The organism is Micromonospora sp. B006 (genome assembly GCF_003408515.1).
In the GTDB taxonomy this organism is placed as follows: Bacteria; Actinomycetota; Actinomycetes; order Mycobacteriales; family Micromonosporaceae; genus Micromonospora; species Micromonospora echinospora_A.
On sequence record NZ_CP030865.1, the window covers coordinates 4,787,863 to 4,808,279 of the forward strand.

General features: G+C 74.4%; 15 protein-coding genes. 5 read left to right on the forward strand and 10 right to left on the reverse strand.

Annotation, left to right across the window (positions count from 1 at the left end; translation table 11 throughout):
• Positions 1-5: 5 nt before the first annotated feature.
• The 3 genes from MicB006_RS21465 to MicB006_RS21475 all read right to left on the reverse strand — a co-directional run bounded on the left by MicB006_RS21465 (position 6) and on the right by MicB006_RS21475 (position 6,285).
• Positions 6-3,920 carry an ATP-dependent helicase gene (locus tag MicB006_RS21465; protein ID WP_116511688.1) on the reverse strand — a complete coding sequence of 1,305 codons (3,915 nt, stop codon included), beginning with the start codon at positions 3,918-3,920 and terminating at the stop codon, positions 6-8.
• Between the two features lie 935 nt (positions 3,921-4,855).
• A complete protein-coding gene (locus MicB006_RS21470; protein WP_116508485.1) occupies positions 4,856-5,401 on the reverse strand; it encodes a TIGR00730 family Rossman fold protein in 546 nt (181 codons plus the stop codon).
• 2 nt (positions 5,402-5,403) lie between these two features.
• Positions 5,404-6,285: a TIGR00730 family Rossman fold protein gene (locus MicB006_RS21475; RefSeq protein WP_073828788.1), complete on the reverse strand. Its 882-nt coding sequence runs from the start codon at positions 6,283-6,285 to the stop codon at positions 5,404-5,406.
• 154 nt (positions 6,286-6,439) lie between these two features.
• Here MicB006_RS21475 and MicB006_RS32065 point away from each other — a divergent pair, with 154 nt between their 5' ends.
• On the forward strand, positions 6,440-6,601 hold the full coding sequence (locus MicB006_RS32065) for a hypothetical protein (protein WP_192900115.1): 162 nt from the start codon (positions 6,440-6,442) through the stop codon (positions 6,599-6,601).
• Between the two features lie 48 nt (positions 6,602-6,649).
• On the opposite strand, the gene dapE is transcribed toward MicB006_RS32065, so the two are convergent.
• Positions 6,650-7,723: a succinyl-diaminopimelate desuccinylase gene (gene dapE / locus MicB006_RS21480; protein WP_116508487.1), complete on the reverse strand. Its 1,074-nt coding sequence runs from the start codon at positions 7,721-7,723 to the stop codon at positions 6,650-6,652.
• A gap of 104 nt (positions 7,724-7,827) precedes the next feature.
• On the opposite strand from dapE, the gene dapD reads away from it, so the two are divergent.
• Complete coding sequence (gene dapD / locus MicB006_RS21485) at positions 7,828-8,787, forward strand: 2,3,4,5-tetrahydropyridine-2,6-dicarboxylate N-succinyltransferase (RefSeq protein ID WP_073828790.1); 960 nt, start codon at positions 7,828-7,830, stop codon at positions 8,785-8,787.
• Positions 8,788-8,838: 51 nt separating this feature from the next.
• Here dapD and MicB006_RS21490 read toward each other — a convergent pair whose 3' ends face one another.
• On the reverse strand, positions 8,839-12,153 hold the full coding sequence (locus MicB006_RS21490; RefSeq protein WP_192900322.1) for a S8 family serine peptidase: 3,315 nt from the start codon (positions 12,151-12,153) through the stop codon (positions 8,839-8,841).
• Between the two features lie 176 nt (positions 12,154-12,329).
• On the opposite strand from MicB006_RS21490, the gene MicB006_RS21495 reads away from it, so the two are divergent.
• Both MicB006_RS21495 and MicB006_RS32420 read left to right on the forward strand, forming a co-directional pair.
• Positions 12,330-12,896: a sugar O-acetyltransferase gene (locus MicB006_RS21495; RefSeq protein WP_116508491.1), complete on the forward strand. Its 567-nt coding sequence runs from the start codon at positions 12,330-12,332 to the stop codon at positions 12,894-12,896.
• An 82-nt stretch (positions 12,897-12,978) separates the two neighbouring features.
• On the forward strand, positions 12,979-14,442 hold the full coding sequence (locus tag MicB006_RS32420) for a hypothetical protein (RefSeq protein ID WP_225980444.1): 1,464 nt from the start codon (positions 12,979-12,981) through the stop codon (positions 14,440-14,442).
• 1,127 nt (positions 14,443-15,569) lie between these two features.
• Here the strand turns inward: MicB006_RS32420 and MicB006_RS21505 are convergent.
• The 5 genes from MicB006_RS21505 to fdxA are packed head-to-tail and all read right to left on the reverse strand — an operon-like array spanning position 15,570 to position 19,317.
• Entirely contained in the window at positions 15,570-16,217 is a 648-nt protein-coding gene (locus MicB006_RS21505) for a nucleoside/nucleotide kinase family protein (RefSeq protein WP_116508493.1), read from the reverse strand.
• Entirely contained in the window at positions 16,217-16,861 is a 645-nt protein-coding gene (locus tag MicB006_RS21510) for an SIMPL domain-containing protein (protein WP_116508495.1), read from the reverse strand. Before MicB006_RS21510 ends, MicB006_RS21505 begins: the two co-directional genes overlap by 1 nt.
• 5 nt (positions 16,862-16,866) lie before the next feature.
• Positions 16,867-17,883: a prephenate dehydrogenase/arogenate dehydrogenase family protein gene (locus MicB006_RS21515; protein WP_116511690.1), complete on the reverse strand. Its 1,017-nt coding sequence runs from the start codon at positions 17,881-17,883 to the stop codon at positions 16,867-16,869.
• A 1-nt stretch (position 17,884) separates the two neighbouring features.
• Complete coding sequence (gene dapC / locus MicB006_RS21520; RefSeq protein WP_116511692.1) at positions 17,885-18,994, reverse strand: succinyldiaminopimelate transaminase; 1,110 nt, start codon at positions 18,992-18,994, stop codon at positions 17,885-17,887.
• Positions 18,991-19,317 (reverse strand): ferredoxin, encoded by a 327-nt coding sequence (gene fdxA, locus MicB006_RS21525; RefSeq protein ID WP_007464872.1) that lies wholly within the window; start codon positions 19,315-19,317, stop codon positions 18,991-18,993. The genes dapC and fdxA overlap by 4 nt, the downstream gene beginning before the upstream one ends.
• 78 nt (positions 19,318-19,395) lie before the next feature.
• Between fdxA and MicB006_RS21530 the strand changes: the two genes are divergently transcribed.
• Complete coding sequence (locus tag MicB006_RS21530) at positions 19,396-20,406, forward strand: GNAT family N-acetyltransferase (RefSeq protein ID WP_116508496.1); 1,011 nt, start codon at positions 19,396-19,398, stop codon at positions 20,404-20,406.
• Positions 20,407-20,417: the final 11 nt, after the last annotated feature.

Sequence of the window (20,417 nt, forward strand, 5' to 3'; positions counted from 1 at the left end):
CGCGCTCACGGCTGACCCTCCGGGGGTGGCTCGACCACCTGGCGGCCCTGGCCGGAGACCGGGCAGCTGGTGCGGACCGGGCAGACCCGGCACTTGGAGTTGGCCACGGCGGCGAATGTCGAGGCGGCCATCGTCTCGGCGGTACGGCGCACCAGCGCGGTGGCCCATCCGGCCTCCGGCCCCTCCCCGGCCGCTGCCTGGGTCTGCTCCTTCGCGTCCCGCGCTCCGGTGCCGAGCTGCACAAGCGCGGCCCCGCCCGGCTCCTCGCCGAACTCGGCGAACCCGCCCGCCTCCACCGCCGCCTGGTACGCGCCGAGCTGCGGATGCTCGGCCACCTCCCGCTCGGTGACCGCCGTCGACTTGCCGGTCTTCAGGTCGATCACCACGAGCCGCCCCTCGGCGTCGACCTCCAGCCGGTCGACCCGGCCGGTCAGCTGGATCGGGCGGGCCGGGTCGTCGAGGCGGACCGCGAACTCGTGCTCGATCGCGAGCAGCCGGCGCGGGTTGCCGGCCAGCCAGCGCAGCAGCTTGTCCACCATCGCCTCGGCGCGCTGCCGCTCCGGGCCGGCCATCCACCGGGCGGCCAGCTCGATCGCGTCGAACCGGGCGGCCACGTACTCCAGCAGCGCCTCCCGGTCGACGCTGGCGTCCTCGGCCAGCATCGCGGCGGCGTGCACCAGGTTGCCGACGCCCTGCGCGGCGCTTGCCGGCGGGCTACCGCCGTGCCGTTCCAGCAGCCAGCGCAGGCTGCACCGCAGCGCGCTCTCCATCGCCGACGGCGTGACCCGCACCGGCTCGCCCTCGTCGACCAGCGGCCGGTCGTCGGAGAGGCCACGCAGCCCCCACCAGTCGTCCGGGTGCGCGCCGGGCACCCCGGCGGCGGCCAGCCGCGCCAGCTCACCCGCCGCCGCGTGCCGCCGGGTGACCGGCGCCGCCGGGTCGGTGACAGCGGTACGCAGCTCCGCCACCAACGCGGACAGGGTGAGCCCGCGCGGCGGCAGGGTGACCGGGAGCGCGGTCGGCGGCCCGTCCTGCGGATGCTCGTCCCCGTGCGGCACCGGCCCGTCCGCGGCTTGCCCGCGGGTGACCTGGCCGGTCGGTCGGTTCCCGGCCGGTCCGTTCCCGGCCGGTCCGTTCCCGGCCGGTCCGGGGCCGGTCGGGCCGGGGCCGGTCGGAGCCGGGGCGCGCGGCGCGGCGTACTCCGGGCCGGTCGGGTTCGGACCGTTCACGCCGTTGCCAGCCCGGTCAGCCGAGCCGTTCCCAGCCGGACCGGTCGGGTCGCTTCCATTCGGAGCCGGGCCGGTTCCGCCGGTGGCGGGTGGGTCGGCGGCCGCCAACTCGTGCAGGAAGCGGCTCGGCTGCTCCTCGTGGTCGTCCCCGCCGACCGCCGCGGACGCGACAGCGGTGACCAGCAGCCGCCGCCGCGCCCGGCTGATCGCCACGTGGAACAGCCGCCGCTCCTCGTCCAGCAGCGCTGACGTCTGCCCGACCAGGCTGGCGCGCAGACCGGCGCCGTCGGCCCGGCCGGCCAGCACGTCGACCAAGCGCTCCGAGCCGAGCAGGCTGCCGCGCAGGCGCAGGTCCGGCCAGACGCCCTCCTGCACCCCGGCCACCGCGACCAGGTCCCATTCCAGGCCCTTCGCGGCGTGCGCGGTGAGCAGGCGTACCGCGTCGCCCCGGTCGGCGGCGGCGGCGAGCGTGTCGGCGGGCAGCTCCTGCCCGAGGACATGGTCGAGGAACACCTCGGTACGCGCGCCGGGCAACCGGTCGGTGAACCGGGCCGCCGCGTCGAAGAGCACGAGTACGGCGTCCAGGTCCCGGTCGGCGGCCTCGGCCCGCCACCGCTGGGCGGTCTCGTGCTCGCCGGTGGCCGCCCGCCCTCGGGTGATCGCCCCGGCCCAGCGTTCGGCCAGCCCGCTCTCCCGCCACACCGCCCAGAGCACGTCCTCGACTGTCGCGCCCGGGCTGGCGGCGGACTGCCGGGCGGTCTCCAGCAGGTGCGCCACGGCCTGCGCGGGGGCCGCCCAACGGCGCTCGATGGTGGACAGCTCGGCCGGATCGCGCAGCGCCTCCACCAGCAACTCGCCGGAGGGACGGCGGTCGCCGCCGGCCAGCGCCAGCGCCCGCAGCCCTTGACGCAGCCGCCGCTCGGCCAGCGGGTCGGCCCCGCCCAGCGGCGAGTGCAGCAGCGCTACCGCCGCCTCCTCGTCCAGCCGGTCCGGTTCGAGCGCGCAGCGCAACAGGAGCAGCAGCGGGGCCACCGCCGGCTGGAGGTGCAGCGGAAGGTCCTCGCCGTGCACGACTGTCGGCACGCCGGCCGTGTGCAGCGCGCGCCGCAGCGAGGGCAGTTGCCGGCCGGTGGAGCGGACCAGCACCGCCATCCGGGACCACGGCATGCCGTCGAGCAGGTGCGCCTCGCGCAGCGCGTGCGCCAGCCAGGCCGACTCGCTCGTGGCCGAGCGGAACGTCCGCACCTCCACGGCGCCGGCCGGCGCCCCGGGAAGCGGGCGCAGCCGCCGGTGCGCCGCCGGGCCGCGCAGCCGCCGGGCCAGCCGGGCGGTGGCCGCCAGCAGCTCGGGCCCGGCCCGGTACGAGGTGGTGAGCGTGACCTGGGCCGCGGGCGCGCCGGAGGCGGTCCGGAAGCGGTGCGGGAACGTGGCGACCCCGGCCGGATCGGCGCCCCGGAAGGCGTACGTGGACGAGTCCGGATCGGCGAACGCCACCAGGGACCGGCCGCCCCCGGCCACCACGGCGAGCAGGTCGAGCTGAGCCGGGTCGGTGTCGGCCAGCTCGTCGACGTAGACGTGGGTCAGGCGGCGGCGCTCGGCGGCGAGCAGCTCGGGATCGTCGAGCAGCATGCCGGTGGCGGCGCGCACCAGCTCCGCCGGGTCGTACGCCACCGAACCCCTGTTGCTCACGTCGCGCAGCGCGAGCACGGCGACGTACTCCCGGAGGAAGCGGGCGGCGGCCGGCCAGTCGGCGCGGCCCAGCTTCTCGCCCAGCCGGGCCAGCTCCACCGGCCCGACACCGCGCTCCGCGGCCCGCATCAGCAGGTCGCGGAGCTGCTGGGCAAAAGCCCGGGTACGCAGCGCGGGGCGCAGGTCCTCCGGCCAGCCGACCGGGTCGTCGCCGGGCTCCTCCCCCACCACGTCGAGCAGCTCACGGATGATCAGATCCTGCTCCGGACCGGTGAGCAGCCGGGGCGAGGGCTCGCCCCGTTCGGCCGCGGCGCGGCGGAGCAACCCGAAGGCGTACGCCGGGAACGTGCGCACCAGCGGCTCGCGGATCACGCGGTGTCCGTCCCCGGCGATCCGCGCCTCGATCCGGTGGCGCAGCTCGGTGGCGCCCCGCCGGCCGAAGGTGAGCACCAGGATGCGCTCCGGATCGACGCCCTCGGCCACCCGGGCGGCGACCGCCTCGACGAGCGTGGACGTCTTGCCGGTGCCCGGACCGCCCACGACGAGCATCGGCCCGTCGGTGTGCGCGACCACCTCGGCCTGCACCGGATCGACCCGGCGCGAAACGTTAGTGCCCTCCCCGGCCTCGATCCGCGGCGGGCCGCTCCCGCTCGACGGCGGGGATGCTCCGACCCCGGTCTGCGGCATGCCGCTCCCGCTCGACGGCGGGGATGCTCCGACCCCGGTCTGCGGCGTGCCGCTCCCAGGCGACGGGGACGGCGCTCCGGTTCGCGGCGTGCCACCCCCGCTCGACGGCGGGCATGCTCCGGTCTCGTTCTGCGGCGAGGCGTTTCCGGGCGGCGTGGCGGTCTGCGGGTGCGCGGCCTCGCCCGCCGACCCCCCGGATCGCGGCTCCGCATCGGCCGGCCCACCGGGCCGACCCACCCCCTGCCCCGCCCCGGCGTCGTGGGTGACCCCCGCCCCCGCGCCGCCGGGCCGGCGCACCAACCGGTACGCCTGCATCACCGACATCCCACCACGCCGGTACGACACCCGGAAACCGCCCGCCGTCCCGCCCGCCACCAGCTAACCCGCCCGCAGCGTGCACCACCGCCAGGCTCCGCCCACGCCCCGGCTTCCCGGGCGTCCGCGCCACTTCGGCGAAGTGGCGGCATCCCACCCCTAGATCAACACCACCACGGGGAAGTGGCCACATCCCACAAGCCCGGACACCACCACCTCCCCGAGATGGTGACGATCAAGCTCGCCAAGATGGTGTGGAACGAGCCCGGGCCGAGCGCACGCGAACCGAACCGCGCCACCGCAGCGAGCAACGCACCCACACCCCCGGCACCAGCGCGTCCGCGCCACTTCGGCGAAGTGGCGGCATCCCACCCCTAGATCGACATCATCACGGGGAAGTGGCCACATCACACACGCCTGGACACCACCACCTCCCCGAGATGGTGTCGATCAATCACCCGAGACGGTGTTGAACAAGCACGGGCCGACCGGGCGAACGCGAACCGAACCGCGCCACCGCAGCGAGCAACGCACCCACACCCCCGGCACCAGCGCGTCCGCGCCACTTCGGCGAAGTGGCGGCATCCCACCCCTAGATCGACATCATCACGGGGAAGTGGCCACATCACACACGCCTGGACACCACCACCTCCCCGAGATGGTGTCGATCAATCACCCGAGACGGTGTTGAACAAGCACGGGCCGACCGGGCGAACGCGAACCGAACCGCGCCACCGCAGCGAGCAACGCACCCACACCCCCGGCACCAGCGCGTCCGCGCCACATCGGCGAAGTGGCGACATCCCACCCCTAGATCAACACCACCACGGGGAAGTGGCCACATCACACAAGCCCGGACACCACCACCTCCCCGAACTGGTGACGATCAAGCACCCGAGACGGTGTTGGACAAGCACGAGCCGAGCGGGCGCGCGTCAGGTCAGGCGGGCGTCGATCAGGTCGAGTGCGGCGGGCACGCTGTCGGCGACCATCAGCAGGTCCAGCGCGGCCGGCTTGAGGAAACGCTGCTCGCCGAGCCCACGGATCCAGTCGAGCAGCGGCCGGTAGAAGCCGTCGACGTCCACGATCACCATCGGTTTGGCGTGCAGGGCCAGGGTGGCGGTGGTCCACACCTCGAACAGTTCGTCCAGCGTGCCCAGGCCGCCGGGCAGCGCCACGAACGCGTCGGACTTCTCGTCCATCAGCGTCTTGCGGTCGGCCAGGCTGTCGGTGACGAGCAGTTCGTCGGAGGCCAGGTCGGCGACCTCCAGGTCGACCAGGGACTGCGGGATGACGCCGATCGTCCGGCCGCCGGCCGCCCGCGCGCCCTCCACCACGGCGCCCATCATCCCGACGCAGCCACCGCCGCTGACCAGCGTGTGACCGCGCCGGGCCAGTTCCTCGCCGGTCTCGGTGGCCAACGTGAGCCAGCGGGCGTCGAGGGTACGGGAGGACGCGCAGAAGACACAGACGTTCGCCACGCTCAGCTCCGTCCGGCCGGGCCCTCGGGGGCGGCCTCGGCGGCGGCTCGCTGGTCGGCGGCGACCCGGGCGACCGCCTCCTCGCGGACCGCCTCCTGTTCGGCGGAGAGCACGGCCTCGGCCTCCACGATGTGCCGGACCGCCTCGTTGACGTCGTCGGTGAGCCGGATCAGGTCGAGGTCGGCCGGGCCGATCTTGCCCTCGGCGGCCATCGTCGCGCGTAGCCAGTCGAGCAGTCCGCGCCAGTAGTCGGTGCCCATCAGCACGACCGGGAACCGGGTCACCTTGCCGGTCTGCACCAGGGTGAGCGCCTCGAACAGCTCGTCCAGGGTGCCGAAGCCACCGGGCAGCACCACGAACGCCTGGGCGTACTTGACGAACATGGTCTTGCGGGCGAAGAAGTAGCGGAAGTCGATGGCCAGGTCGACCCAGTCGTTGAGGCCCTGCTCGAACGGCAGCTCGATGCCGAGCCCGACGGAGAGACCGCCGGCCTCGCCGGCGCCGCGGTTGGCCGCCTCCATCACGCCGGGGCCGCCGCCGGTGATCACCGCGTAGCCGGCCCGGGCCAGTGCCGCGCCCAGTTCCTCGGCCAGCCGGCACTCGGGACTGTCCGGCTTGCTGCGGGCGGAACCGAAGACGCTCACCGCCGGGGGCAGGTCGGCGAGGGTGTCGAAGCCCTCGACGAACTCGGACAGGATCCGCAGGGCCCGCCAGGCGTCCTTGGTCTTCCAGTCACTGCGTCCCCGGGAGTCGAGCAGTCGCTGATCGGCGGTACTCGTCGGAAGCGCCCGGTTGCGCAGCGTCACCGCACCGCGGTGCCGTTCTCCCCGGCGCCGATCCTCCCGCTGCCCCTGCCCGGCCGACTTCCCGCTGCTCTCGCCCATGTGGTCACCGTAATGGAGCGGATCCGGCGCTACGCGCTGGCCCGGGAGCCCGAGAAAATCTGGGATACGGGCAACTAAATCGCTGGCTCGTACGTCTTACTATTCACATACCCGGTATACCCCGGGCGACGCGCCTTCGGGGGAGGAGCCAGCGTTGATCAGTAACAGCGAGATGATCCGGATTCGCCGTCAGATGCAGCGGCGGATCCGCGACGTGGTGGCCGAGCGCCGCCGCGCCCGGATGATGGAGACCCACCGCACCGACCTCACCGGCGAGACCTGCGAGGCGGATGCGCCCCTGACGACCAGCGTCTGACGATCCGGGGCCCGCCAGGCGGGTGCGGGCCCCGGATCGTGGCGCGCGTCAGGCCGGGGCGAGCCAGCGGTGCAGGGTGGCCGCGCCGTCCCGGATCTTGGTCAGTTCGACGTGCTCGTCCTTGTGGTGCGCCAGGTTCGGGTCGCCGGGGCCGAAGTTCAGCGCCGGGATGCCCATGGCCGCGAACCGCGCCACGTCCGTCCAGCCCAGCTTGCCGATCGGAGCGGCGCCGACCGCCGCCAGGAACTCCTGCGCCGCCGGGCTCTCCAGCCCGGGCGGGGCACCGGCGGCCGCGTCGGTGACGGCCAGGTCGAAGCCGGCGAAGACCTCGCGCAGGTGCGCCTCGGCGCCCGCCGGGTCGCGGTCCGGGGCGTACCGGTAGTTGATCTCGATCTCGCACCGGTCGGGGATGACGTTGCCGGCCACCCCGCCGGTGATCCGTACCGCGTTGAGGCCCTCGCGGTAGTCGCAGCCCTCGATCGTCACCCGGCGCGCCTCGTACGTGGTCAGCCGCCGCAGCACCTCGCTCGCGCCGTGGATGGCGTTCACCCCGTGCCAGGAGCGCGCCGCGTGGGCCCGCTCCCCGTGCGTCGTGACCACCGCCCGCATGGTGCCCTGGCAGCCCGCCTCGACGATCCCGTACGTCGGCTCCAGCAGCACCGCGAAGTCGGCCTCCAGCCACTCCGGGTGGCTCTGCGCGACCAGGGTGAGGCCGTTGTACTTCGACTCGATCTCCTCGGCCTCGTAGAAGAAGTACGTGACGTCGTAGCGCGGGTCGGGCAGCGTGACCGCCAGGTGCAGCGCGAACGCCACGCCGGACTTCATGTCGGAGGTGCCGCAGCCGTACATCAGGTCGCCGCGCATGGTCGAGGGGAAGTTGCCGTTGAGCGGGACGGTGTCCAGATGGCCGGCGAGCACCACACGCTGTGCCCGGCCCAGGTCGGTACGGGCCATGACGGTGTTCTGGTGCCGGTACGTGGTCAGGTGCGGCACGCGGCGCAGCACCTCCTCGACGCAGTCGGCGATCGCCTTCTCGTTGAGGGAGACCGACTCGATGTCGACCAGGGCGCGGGTCAGCGCCACCGGATCGGCCAGGACCTCGGGGGTCAACGGGTTCTGCATGTCTCGCACGGTACCGTCAACCTCGGCGGGCCAGGGAACACGTTCGGCGAGGCCCGCGGCCGCGAGCAGCGGCGGACGCCGTTGCCGGAACGAAAGGTGACATCGTGACGTCCGCACCATCCGCCTGGGGCATCGGCCTGGCCACCGTCACCGCCGAGGACCAGGTGCTCGACACCTGGTACCCGACCGGCAAGCTGGGCCTGGGCGAGCTGCCGCTGGTGCCCGGCGAGGACCAGGCCGACGTGCTCGACCTGCCGCCGGGCGCGATCGGCGCGCGTGCGCTGCCCGGCCTGCGCACCGTCGAGGTGACCACGGTGATCGGTTCGCTGGACGACCCGATCAAGGACGCGGCCGACGCGTACCTGCGGTTGCACCTGCTCTCCCACCGCCTGGTGCGGCCCAACGAGCTGAACCTCGACGGCATCTTCGGCAAGCTGGCGAACGTGGCCTGGACGTCGGCCGGGCCGTGCCCGCCGGAGCGGGTGGACGAGCTGCGTGTCATCGAGCGGGCCGCGGGCCGCCACCTGGCCGTGTACGGGGTGGACAAGTTCCCCCGGATGACCGACTACGTGGTGCCGTCCGGGGTGCGGATCGCCGACGCGGACCGGGTCCGGCTGGGCGCGTACCTGTCCTCCGGCACGACCGTGATGCACGAGGGCTTCGTCAACTTCAACGCGGGCACGCTGGGCACCTCGATGGTCGAGGGCCGCATCGTGCAGGGCGTGGTGGTCGGCGACGGTTCCGACATCGGCGGCGGCGCCTCGATCATGGGCACGCTCTCCGGCGGCGGGACCGAGCGGGTGCGCATCGGTGAGCGGAGCCTGGTCGGCGCGAACGCGGGCGTCGGGATCACGCTCGGCGACGACTGCGTGGTGGAGGCGGGCTGCTACATCACCGCCGCCTCGAAGATCACCCTGCCGGACGGCCGGGCCGTGAAGGCCCGCGAGCTGTCCGGCGTCGACGGGCTGCTGTTCTGGCGCAACTCGGTGACCGGCGCGCTGGAGGCGAAGCCGCGTACCGGTCAGGGCATCAAGCTCAACGCGGCGCTGCACGCCAACGACTGAGCCGTACCCCCGTCCGGGTCCGCGCTCACCGCGCGGACCCGGACGGCCGGCTCACCGCAGGCGGTACGCCTGGATGATCCGCTGGGTCACGGTGTTGCCGGCGTCGTCACGGGCGGTGGCCCGCAGCGACGCGTACCCCGGGCCGGCCGGGTGCCGGACGGTGGCCGTCCACGCCCCGCCCTGCTTCTTCAGGGCCGCCTTGTGCCAGGTCTTCCCGCCGTCGTAGGAGACGTCGACGGTGAGCGCGACGACCCGGCCGGACGGAGCGCCGGGCTGGCGCTGCACCGCCACCGGCACGATGAACGTCCGGCCCGCCGGGGCCGAGCTGTCCACCGCCAGCGGCGGGGTGAACCGGACCGCCATGGCCGGCAGCCGGGCCGGCACGTCGCCCGGCACCCGCTTGGAGCGGAACGTCCAGCTCGCCGAGACCTCGGTGCTCAGATCGGTGAAGCCGCGCGTCGCGGTGGTCTCCAGCCGGTAGTTCGCCGCGCCCGGCGGCACTGTGAACTCGCCGTAGCCCGGGTAGGGCGACTCGCCGACCAGCTTGCCGTTGCGGAACAGCCGCGTGTGCTCGGTGTCGTTGAGCGAACCGCCCGGGTGCCCGGCCGCGTCGCTGTGCACCGGCAGCGCGACCACGATGCTGTCGCCGATACGGGTGATGCTCTCCTCCGGCCAGCGCGGCTGCGGGAACGACGGGCCGAAGGGGCCCTTGTTCCACTCCTCTGTGTAGGTGTGCCCGGCCCGGTAGCGGGTGGGCACGGACTGCAGCACCGCCCGCGGCTCCAGCCAGCCGTCCTCGTCCCGCTCACCGAAGTCCAGCTCGGTGCTCCATCGGGTCCGGGTGGTGGTGAGGTGGTCGATCCGTTTGCCGGGCACCTGGACGGGCAGGATGATCGCCGAGCCGCCCATGTTGTAGTCGGGCTCCACGTACACGACCAGTTCGTTGTCCATCCCGGTGTAGCCGGCGGCGAACCGGTTGACGACGGTGGCCAGGTCGGCGGGCCGGTAGTTCCGGACGAAGCCGGTCGGGAAGCGGCCCGGGAACAGCTCGTTCAGCCCGTAGAAGTACGGGCTGCGCTCGGGCGCTGTCGGCTCGGCCCACTGGCTGGCGAGCGCGCCGACGAACACCTTGTCGGAGACGCTGCGGCCGATCTGGGCCGAGTAGAGGCCCTCGAACCTGTCGGTCCACAGCCCGAAGCTGGCGTAGTAGTCGCCGAATCCCCAGGCCGCGGTGAGGTCGATCAGCAGTGGTGCCGCGCCGCGCTGCGGCACCGTGGTGCGGACCGGCTTCGCCCGCCGGGCGTCCAGCGCGAGCCGCTGGTTGCCGGTGACCACCAGCTCCGGCTGGGCGAGGAAGGAGACCTCGGACCAGCCCTGGTCGCCGTCCACGAAGATCAGGCTCTGCACGCCGTAGCGGCCCTTCGGTACCCGGATCCGGGCCTCGCCGTCGGCGTCGTACACGTCGCGGTAGCTGCCGTCGTCGAGCCCGAGCAGGCTCGTGTAGTAGCCGTCGGTCAGGGCGCCGGAGCGGTTGCGGTGCGTGACGGTCAGGTCGTAGCTCTCCACTTCGCGGTCGACAGCGAGCGGGGTCACCGCCACGGCGTCGCCGGCGCGGGCGAGCAGGCGGCCCGTCCAGTAGCCGTCGGCGCCGCCGAGCCGGGTGTCCACGACCACTGTCACCTGGGCGGCGCCGCCCGCCGGGACGGTGAGCCGGGAGGCGCTGAGGGTGAGCATGCCGGCCGGCGCGGACCGCCCGCCGGGACCGGTGAACTCGCTGCTCAGGTCCACCGTGATCGCGGCGTTCCCGCCGTTGCGGTAGGTGACCGTCCGGCTGATCGGCTGGTCGTCGGTGTGCGGCCAGGTCGCCACACCGAACGAGACGGACGCCGGTTCGCTCGTCACCTGCTGGGTGATCGCGCGAGCGAGGTCGACCCGGCCCGCGCCCTGCTGGAACGCGGTCTGCTCCGGGTGCGGCTTCGCCGAGGCCATGAGCGTCGCCTTGTAGCGCTCGGGCGTCCAGCCGGGGTGCTGCTGGGCGAGCAGGGCGACCGCGCCGGCCACGTGCGGCGTGGCCATCGACGTGCCGGACAGCGAGGCGTACTTGTCGCCCACCGGGTCGCCGATCTCGCCGTGCGCCGCCCGGGCGGCCACGATCTCCACGCCGGGCGCGGTGATGTCCGGCTTGATCGCCCCGTCGCCGACCCGGGGGCCGCGGCTGGAGAAGTCGGCGAGCGCGTCGTCGCGGTCCACCGCGCCGACCGCGAGCGCGGCGTCGGCGGTGCCCGGCGAGCCGACCGAGCCGTCGGCGCCGTCGTTGCCGGCGGCGACCACGAAGAGCGTCCCGTGCTGCTCGGTGAGCGTCCCGATCGCCTCCTCCAGCGGGTCCACCTCCGGGGAGTCGCCGCCGCTGAGGCTCATGTTGACCACAGTGGCGTGCTGCTCGGCGGCGGCCCACTGCATGCCGGCCAGGATGGCCGAGTCGGTGCAGCCGTAGATCTCGCACACCTTCCCGGACAGCAGCGTGGCGTCGGGTGCGACGCCCCGGTACTTCCCGCCGGAGGCGGCCCCGCTGCCGGCGATGGTCGAGGCCACGTGGGTGCCGTGCCCGACGATGTCGTCCGGGTTCGTCTCCTCGGTGAAGTTGCGCGACTCGGCGATCTTGCCCGCCAGGTCCGGGTGGGTAAGGTCGACGCCGGTGTCGAGCACCGCGACCCGGACGCCCTTGCCGGTGTATCCGGCGGCCCAGGCGGTCGGCGCGCCGATCTGCGGCACGCTGTGGTCGAGCGTCACCCGCCGCCGGCCGTCGAGCCAGATCCGCTCGACACCCCCCGCCGCGTCGAGCCGGGCTCCGGAACGGTCGGCGCTGACCGCGTTCCAGAGCGCGCCGGTGTCGCTCTTGGACGCGACGACCGCCGCGCCGGTGATCGCCGGCAGGTCGCGGGTCACCCGCGCGCCGGCGAGCGGGGCCGCCGTCCGCCGGTTCACCCCCGGCCGGTACGACACGAGCAGCGGTACGGTGTCGCGCCGTGCGTCGTCGTAGCCGGCCTCGATCAGCCCGGTGACGTCGAACAGCCGCCGGTCGAGCTTGCCGGCGCGGACCAGTGGGAGCGCGTCCTGCGGCAGCACGGTGAGGCGGTCGCGCTCGCGGCGGACCATGAACTCGATGCCGGTACGGCCGGCGCCGGGGCGTACCGCGGCGCGGCCTCCGGCGGCGACGGTGACCCGGTCCCCGGTGATCAGGGTGACTGTGGTCGCGCGGCTGCCGGCCCGGTCGGACGGACCGGTGGGCGCGGACGGGCCGGCCGGGCCGGTGGGCGCGGCGGCCTGCGCGGGCACGGGCAGACCGAGCGCCAGCGCCAGGGCCATGCCCAGCGCGGCCAGTTTTCTGCGATTCCGGAGCAACCTTCCTCCTTCGTCGAACGTTTCATCGATGAGGGACACATCGATGCGGGTATCAGCATTACATACCGCGTATGCATCGGGAAGTCGCTGATCCGACGGAACCGCCACCACGCTCCCGGCCGGGCCGGGACGATCGAGCGATGACCTCCATGAAGGACCGGATGCTGGCGGGCGAGCAGTACATCGCCGACGATCCGGCGATCATCGCCGACCTGGAGCGCGCGGCCCGGCTCAGCGAACGCTTCAACCGCAGTTCCGCCGACGACCCGGCGGGCCGTCTCGCCGCGCTGCGCGAACTGCTCGGCTCGCTCGGCGAGGACGCCTGGGTCCGGCCGCCGCTGTACTGCGACTACGGGTACCAGACGCACATCGGCCCGCGTACGTTCGTCAACTTCAACGCGGTCCTCCTCGACGTCGCCCGCATCACCATCGGCGCCGACGTCCAGATCGGACCGAACGTGCAACTGCTCACCGCCACCCACCCGGTCGAACCGGAGGCACGCCGGGCCAAGTGGGAATCCGCACAGCCGATCACCATCGGTGACAATGCCTGGCTCGGCGGCGGAGTGATCGTCCTGGCCGGGGTGGCCATCGGCGAGAACACGGTGGTGGGCGCCGGCGCGGTGGTGACCCGCGACCTGCCGGCCGATGTCGTGGCGGTGGGCAACCCCGCTCGTCCGATCAGAAGCCTCACCGAACCATCCTGAGCTGCGGAAACACCGTTCCAGCGGATGCGAATTCCGAACCCGGCATGCACTCTGAGTAGTAGGGCGTTCACCGGGAGGCACTATGGAACGGGTCCTCGAACTGCGGGTGCACGGAGTCTCCAACACCCCGCCGGATCAGCTGCTCGGCCTGAGGCCCGGCGCGAACGGTGACGGTGGGCAACCAGCACTTGTCGCCGGCGGTCAGGTGACCGGCTTCTACCGGTCCACCACGGCCGGCCGGGACGACCCGATCACCGTCGAGGCGTACAGCTGGGGGCAGCTGACCTCCGGCGCGCGGACCCGGCGGGACGTGGAACGGGCGCTATGGACGCTGATGCTCCCTTTCGCGCTGGCGAACGTCGCGCTGCACGCCCGCGCGAGCATCCCGCCGGACCCGGACCAGGAACGCTGGGCCAGCCGGTCCGGCATCACCGCCTGGCTCATCCGCCTGTTCTGCCTGAGCCTGACCTGCACCCTCGTCATGACCGTCACCGGCGTCGGCGTGGACCTGATCGGCTGGCAGTGCGTCGAGGCGGACTGCCTCGGCCGGCTCCCCGGTCCGTGGGAGTTCCTCGGCGACCCCTGGTGGCGGCAGGGCACCCGGACGCTCGCGCTCGGGCTGCTGCTGCCGCTGCTCGTGCTGGCCGCGATCGGGCTCGTCGCCTTCCGCACCTACCAGTACGAGGCACAGATGCCCGCCGACCCGCACCACCACGCGCCCGTCGCGGAGAACGGTGAGCCGGCCGAACGACCCGAGCCGCGCGAACCGCCGGAGAACCCACTCCAGGACCCGACGTTCTGGAACGGGGAAGGGCAACTGCGCCGCGCCGCGGTGCTGCACCTGTGCACCGGGGCGGTCACCGCCGCCGCCGTACCCGTCACCGCGGTCCTGATCATGGATCCGCCGCGCGGCCTGCGGGCCGCTGTCGCCTGGCCGACCGTCGCGCTGCTCGCCGCCGTGGTGGCGATCGCCGTGGTCGCGGTGGCCCGGCCTTGGTTGAGCCGACGCCAGGGCGCCACCCCGCTCGGCCGGTGGAGCGTGACGGTCGCGGCGCTCACCGCGCTCGGTCTGGTCGGCACGTTCGTTCTGCTGCTGCTGCCCGAGGGCCCGGCCGGCGAACCGCTGTCGACGTACCGGCCGCCGCTCGGGTGCGCGGCGCAGCCAGAGGCCGCCGGCTGCCGTGCCGACCGGTCACTGCCCGGGTACGACACCGCCACCGCCTGGCTCGTCGCCTACCAGGTGCTGCTGCTGGTGGCCATCGCCGCGGCGAACCGCTCCGGCCGGCGGGCACTGGCGGTCCGGCCGCCGGTGCGCTGCTGCTTCCGCTGGGCGCGGTCTGGATCGAGCACGGGCTCCCCGGCCTGCCCGACGCGCCGGACGCGCTGCACACCTGGATGCTCGTCGGCCCGGCCGCCGCGCTGGCCGGTGCCGGACTGCTCCTGCCCCGCCTGCGCCCGGCGGTGCCGACCCAGCCGCTCGGCGCGTACACCGATCTCGCCTGGCGGGGGTGCGCCCCGGCGGTCATCGCCGGTTTCGGCTGGATGATGGCGGTCGCCTACTGCGCCGGACTGCTCTACTGGGTCAGCGACCGGCTGGACGCGTCGGCCGAGCCGAGCGGCCCGAGCCGGGTGGTTCCGCCACTCGCCGTCTTCTGGGCCGGGCTGGCCTGCGCGGTCGGCCTGCTCGCGCTGCTCGGGCTGCTGATCCGGGTCGCGGTCCTGCTGCACCGCCTGCGCCGGGTGGAGTACGCCCGGCTCACCGCCAACCCCCGCCTGTCCGCGCACGACCGGCGACGCTGCCGCGACGTCAGCACGTACCGGGCACTGCACCGGCTGGTCGGCGAGCACGCGGTCCGGCTGATGGGCTGCTACGCCGCGTTCTGCGCGGTCCTGGTCACGCTCTGCTGCGCCGCCGCGCTCTCCGGCGAACGGCCGAGCCCGCTGTCCCCGTCCGGCTGGCAGACCGCCATCCACTGGACCGCCGAACGGGGGGACGCCATCCTCGGCTGGCTGCCGGTGGTGATGGCGGCGCTCGGGCTGCTGGTCTACCGCACCGACTCGGTACGCCGCTCGGTCGGCGTGATCTGGGACGTGTGCACGTTCTGGCCCCGGGCCGCGCACCCGCTCGCCCCGCCCAGCTACGCCGAACGCGCCGTACCGGAACTCCAGACGCGGGTCGCGGGCCTGCTGGCGCTACCGCCGCACCACAGCGACCGGATGGACGGCGTCATCCTCTCCGGGCACAGCCAGGGCACCGTCATCTGCGCCGCGGTGCTTCTGCAACTGCCCCGGCGGTGGCGGATGCGCACCTGGTTCTTCTCCTACGGCTGCCAGCTCACCCGGCTCTACGGGCGGGTCTTCCCGTCCTACTTCGGCCCGGAGCGGCTCCGTACGCTCGCCGGCGCGCTCACCTGGCCCGGCGGCCACGTGGCCTGGACGAACTTCTGGCGGGACACGGACCCGCTCGGCTGGCAGGTCAGTGCCGGGCAGCGGGACGTACCGGTGGTGGACCCGGAGGCGCTGCACCCGACCGGCGGCGAGGTGGCCGACCCGCCCATCCGCAGCCACAGCGGCTACCCGGAGGCGGCGGAGTTCACCCGCGAGCGCGCCGTGGTGGCCCGGCTGCTGCGCCGCACCGTGCCGTCACCCCGGCAGCGGGCCGGCTGACGCGCGTCACTCCGGCGCCGGGTCGGCCAGGCGTACCACCAGATCGGCGTGCACGGCCGTGCCCGCGACCAGCCGGGCGTTCTCCTCGTCGCTGCCCAGCGCCCAGGCGCGGGCCTGCTCCGACGACTTCCCGTACGCCTCGTGCCGCGCGGTGAGCCGGCGCACCCGCACCTCCGCGTCCAGGTCGAGGAACCACACCTCGTGCAGGAGCGTCCGCACCTCCTCCCACGGGTCGTCCCGCAACAGCAGGTAGTTGCCCTCGGTGACCACCAGGCGCACCTCGGGCGGGACCTCGATCGCCCCGGCGACCGGCTCCTCCAGGTCACGGCGGAACTCCGGCGCCCACACCGACGTCGGTTCGAGCCGCCGCAACCGGCGCAGCATCGAGGCGAACCCGTTGACGTCGAACGTGTCCGGCGCGCCCTTGCGCCCCGACCGGCCGAGCCGCTCCAACGCCGTCCCGGCCAGGTGGAAGCCGTCCATCGGGACCAGCCGGGCGACCGGGCCGAGCGCGGCCACCACCCGCTGGGCGAGCGTCGACTTGCCCGCCCCCGGCGCGCCCGCGATGCCGAGCAGCTGCCGTGGGCCCGCCCCGGCCAGCGTCCGCGCCCGGGCGACCATCTCGTCGAACGGGAGCACCTGTGCCGGCGGCATCAGTCCAGCACCGGCTCGCTGATGGTGAACCGCGCCTCGACCGCCGCCTGCACCGGCTGCGGCGCCGGGTCCAGCTCCAACTCCAGCTCCGGCTGCTCGCCGGAGCGCGCGTACGCCGCCTTGACCATCATCGGCGGGGACGCGCTCAGCCCGGTGTCGGCCAGCTCCCGCAGCGCTGTCACCCGGGCACCGAGCGCCTCGGCGTACTCCCGGGCCCGGACCAGCGCGTCCGCGATCGCGGCCTGCCGCGCCTCCCGGTAGGCCGGGCTGTCCGGCCGCAGCGACCACACCGGGCCGGCCACCTCGACCTGATCCTGATCGGCCAGACGGAGCATCAGCTCGCCGAGCGCGGTGAAGTCGCTCGTCGTGACTGTGGTGCTCACGCTGCCCTGGTAGGCCACCACCCGGTCGCCGGAGCGCCTCGTCACCGGCCAGACGTGGACCTGGCCGGTCTCCCGCCGCTCCACGGCCGGTTCCGCCGCGTCGAGCAGCGCCCGCACCGCGGCGGCCCGTTCGGCCAGCCGGGTCAGCGTGGTCTCGCGATCCCGGTCCCGGGCCGTCGCCGTCACAGTGAATCGCGCCAGCTCGGGCGCCACCTCCCGGTACGCCTCACCGCGTACCGCCACGACCGGTGCGTCCGCCATGCCGATCAGCCTAACGGCGGGGTGGCCGGCAGGTGCCCCGTGTAGGTGACCGCGCCGCCGGCCTCGCGTACCTCGGTCAGGTGGCCCCCCGCGGCGCCCAGCTCCCGCAGGTACGCCAGCTCGCCGACGTGGTCGGCGGCGCAGGGGAACTCCCTCCGGTGCGCGGTGAACTCGCGCGCCCGCAGCGTGGACCGGGTCTGCCGCCCCTCGGCGAGCCGGTCGGCCAGCGTGGCGGCGTCGCCGGCGCGCAGCGCCTCGGTCAGCTCGCCCAGGAAGACGCCGAGCGCGTCCAGCTCGGCGAGTACGCGGTCCCGGTTCCCGAGCAGCATGTTCGCGGTCCGTTCGGGGGGCCCGCCGGCGACCCGGGTGCCGTCGGAGAAGCTCCCGGCGGCGAGCGTCAGCACCGCGTCCCGCAGCGCCGACCGGTGCACGGCGCCGGCCAGCGCCCCGGCGAGCACGTGCGGCACGTGCGAGGCGAGCGCCGCCGCTCCGTCGTGCTCCGGGGCGGACATCGGCACCACCCGGGCCTGGAAGACGTCCACGAGCAGCGCGGCCAGCCGCCGGAAGGCGTCCAGCCCGGTCGGCCCCGGGCAGAGCACCCAGGCGGCGCCGGCGAGCAGGTCCGTAGCGGCCGCGTCCGGCCCGGCCCGGTCGGCCCCGGCCATCGGGTGGCCCGGCACGAACCGGTGCCCGAGCCCCTGCACGGTGGCGGCGGTGCTCACCTCGGCCTTGACGCTGCCCACGTCGGTGAGCACGCAGCTGTCGTCGGTGACGGCGGCGACCCGGGTCAGCGTCGCCGGCAACGTGGGCAGCGGGCCGCAGAGGAACACCACGTCCCGTTCGGCCACCGCGTCCTCGACCGTGTCGGCCACCGCGACGCCCCGTTCGCGTACCCGCCCGCGGATCGCGGGGTCCGGGTCCCAGCCGGTGGCGTCGAGCCCGGCGTCGCGCAGCCGGAGCAGCACCGAACCGCCGATCAGCCCGGTGCCGAGCACCGCCGCCCGTGCCAGCTCGCCCGCCATGTCAGGACCCGGCGAGCCGCCCGGCCACCGCGTCGACACGCTCGTCGGACTCGGTGAGCGCCACCCGGACGTGCCGGGCGCCGGCCGGGCCGTAGAAGACCCCGGCCGCGACCAGGATGCCCCGGCGGGCCAGCCAGTCCACGGTTTCCCAGCAGTCCTCGTCCCGGGTCAGCCAGAGGTAGAGCCCGGCCTCCGAGTGCTCGACGGTGAAGCCGGCTCCGGTGAACGCGGCCCACAGCTTCTCCCGCCGGACCCGGTAGCGCTCCCGCTGGGCGTCGGCGTGTTCCTGATCACCGAGCGCGGCCACCATCGCGGCCTGCACCGGGGCCGGCACGATCAGGCCCGCGTGCTTGCGGATCTTGAGCAGCTCGGCCACCAGCGCCGGGTCACCGGCGACGAAACCGGCCCGGTATCCGGCCAGGTTCGAACGCTTGGACAGCGAGTGCACCGCCAGCACGCCGTCGTACGAGCCGCCGCACACCTCGGGCGAGAGCACCGAGACGGGTTCGGCGTCCCAGCCCAGCGGCAGGTAGCACTCGTCGCTGGCGACCACGGCCCCGCGCTCGCGCGCCCACTCGACCACCTTGCGCAGGTGGGCGGCGGGCAGCACCCGGCCGGTCGGGTTACCCGGCGAGTTGACCCAGACCAGCCGTACCCGGGGATCCGGGCCCAGCGCGGTCAGCGAGTCGGTGCGTACGGTGGTCGCGCCGACCAGCCGCGCCCCGTCCTCGTACGTCGGGTAGGCCACCGACGGCACCACGACCACGTCGCCGGGGCCGAGCCCGAGCAGCGTGGGCAGCCAGGCCACCAGCTCCTTGGAGCCGATCGTGGGCAGCACGCCGAGCCCGTCGACGCCCGCGCCACAGGCCCGCGCGACCCAGGCCCTGATCGCGTCCCGCAGGACGGCGGTGCCGGCGGTCAGCGGGTAACCCGGCGCGTTCGACGCGTCGGCCAGCGCCTGCCGGATCAGCTGTGGCACCGGGTCGACCGGCGTGCCCATCGACAGGTTGACGAGACCGCCCGGGTGCGCCGCGGCCGTGGCGGCCGCGGCGTCCAGGGTGTCCCAGGTGAAGTCGGGCAGCCGCGCCGAGACCGGCGTGGGCCGGTTCAGTGGCCCTCGCCGCGCGGCGGCTGCGCGGCGACGAAGGTGGCGTCCTTCTCCACCTTGCCGATCTTCGAGGCGCCCCCGGGCGAGCCCAGGTCCTCGAAGAACTCGTAGTTGGCCCCGGTGTAGTCCTTCCACTGCTCCGGGACGTCGTCCTCGTAGAAGATCGCTTCCACCGGGCAGACCGGCTCACAGGCACCACAGTCGACGCACTCGTCGGGGTGGATGTAGAGCATCCGGTTGCCCTCGTAGATGCAGTCGACCGGGCACTCCTCGATGCAAGCCTTGTCGAGCACATCCACGCACGGCTCGGCGATGATGTAGGTCACCGGTCTTCTCCTCCGCAGACTCGTCGCGATCACCCGCAACGGTAAGAGCCTAGTATCTCGCCGGGGAGGGGGTCGATCGTGCTCCGACAGCAGGACGTGGGACACCGTATCGTGGTCCGCCGGATTGTGGGGATTCGTGAGGGCCGCACGCTGTTCTCCGACGCGCTCGGCGAGCTCGTCGAGCTGAGCGAGACCCACATCACCCTCTCCACCGACGCCGGTCCGCTGCGCGTACCGGTCGCCGAGGTGCACCGGGCCAAGCGGGTGCCGCCGGCCCGCCGGCCCACCGCAGCCGCCGTGGTCGCGCTGGAGCTGGCCGCCGACGAGGCGTGGCCCGCACCGGTACGCGGACGGCTCGGCGACTGGCGGCTGCGCTGGGCAGACGGCTGGACCGGCCGGGCGAACAGCGCGCTGCCGGTCGGCGACCCGGACCGTCCCCTGCCCGCCGCGCTGGACGCCGTGCAGCGCTGGTACGCCGAACGCGGCGGCACCGCCCTGGTGAACACCCCGCTGCCGCTGGCCGCCCCGGTCGGCGCCGAGCTGGACGCGCGCGGCTGGACGGCCCGGCCACCGGTGCTGGTGCAGACCGTCCCGCTGCGCGCCCTGGCCGGGCCGCCGGACGCCGGGCTCGCCGACACGCCGCCGGATGCCGACACGCCGCCGACCGCCGGTCCGGCGGGCACGCCGCCGGTGACGCTTGCCGACGCGCCCGCCGACGACTGGCTGGCGATCGCGGCCGGCCGCAAGGGTGGCCTGCCGGACGCGGCGCGACACGTGCTCACGGCCGTCGACCGGGTCCGCTTCGCGGAGCTGCGGATCGACGGCCGGCTGCTCGCGGTCGGCCGGGGCACGGTGACCGGCGAGGGCCGCTGGCTCGGCGTCAGCCTGCTCGAAGTGCTGCCCGAGGCGCGTCGGCGCGGATTCGCCGTCGCGGTCGTCCGCGCCCTGGCCGGATGGGGCGCGGCCGAGGGCGCAACGCGCGCGTTCCTGCAGGTGGAGCAGAGCAACACCGGCGCGGTCGAGCTCTACCGCAGGCTCGGGTTCACCACCCACCACACCTACCTGACCCGGGTCGCCCCGGCCCCCTGAGCGGCGGGCCG

Bases quoted from the DNA above. Each gene is read 5' to 3' on its own strand.
- MicB006_RS21465 (WP_116511688.1), bottom strand. From the start codon at position 3,920: ATGCAGGCGTACCGGTTGGTGCGCCGGCCCGGCGGCGCGGGGGCGGGG.
- MicB006_RS21475 (WP_073828788.1), bottom strand. From the start codon at position 6,285: ATGGGCGAGAGCAGCGGGAAGTCGGCCGGGCAGGGGCAGCGGGAGGAT.
- dapE (WP_116508487.1), bottom strand. From the start codon at position 7,723: ATGCAGAACCCGTTGACCCCCGAGGTCCTGGCCGATCCGGTGGCGCTG.
- MicB006_RS21490 (WP_192900322.1), bottom strand. From the start codon at position 12,153: ATGGCCCTGGCGCTGGCGCTCGGTCTGCCCGTGCCCGCGCAGGCCGCC.
- MicB006_RS21495 (WP_116508491.1), top strand. From the start codon at position 12,330: ATGACCTCCATGAAGGACCGGATGCTGGCGGGCGAGCAGTACATCGCC.
- MicB006_RS32420 (WP_225980444.1), top strand. From the start codon at position 12,979: ATGGAACGGGTCCTCGAACTGCGGGTGCACGGAGTCTCCAACACCCCG.
- MicB006_RS21505 (WP_116508493.1), bottom strand. From the start codon at position 16,217: ATGCCGCCGGCACAGGTGCTCCCGTTCGACGAGATGGTCGCCCGGGCG.
- MicB006_RS21510 (WP_116508495.1), bottom strand. From the start codon at position 16,861: ATGGCGGACGCACCGGTCGTGGCGGTACGCGGTGAGGCGTACCGGGAG.
- MicB006_RS21515 (WP_116511690.1), bottom strand. From the start codon at position 17,883: ATGGCGGGCGAGCTGGCACGGGCGGCGGTGCTCGGCACCGGGCTGATC.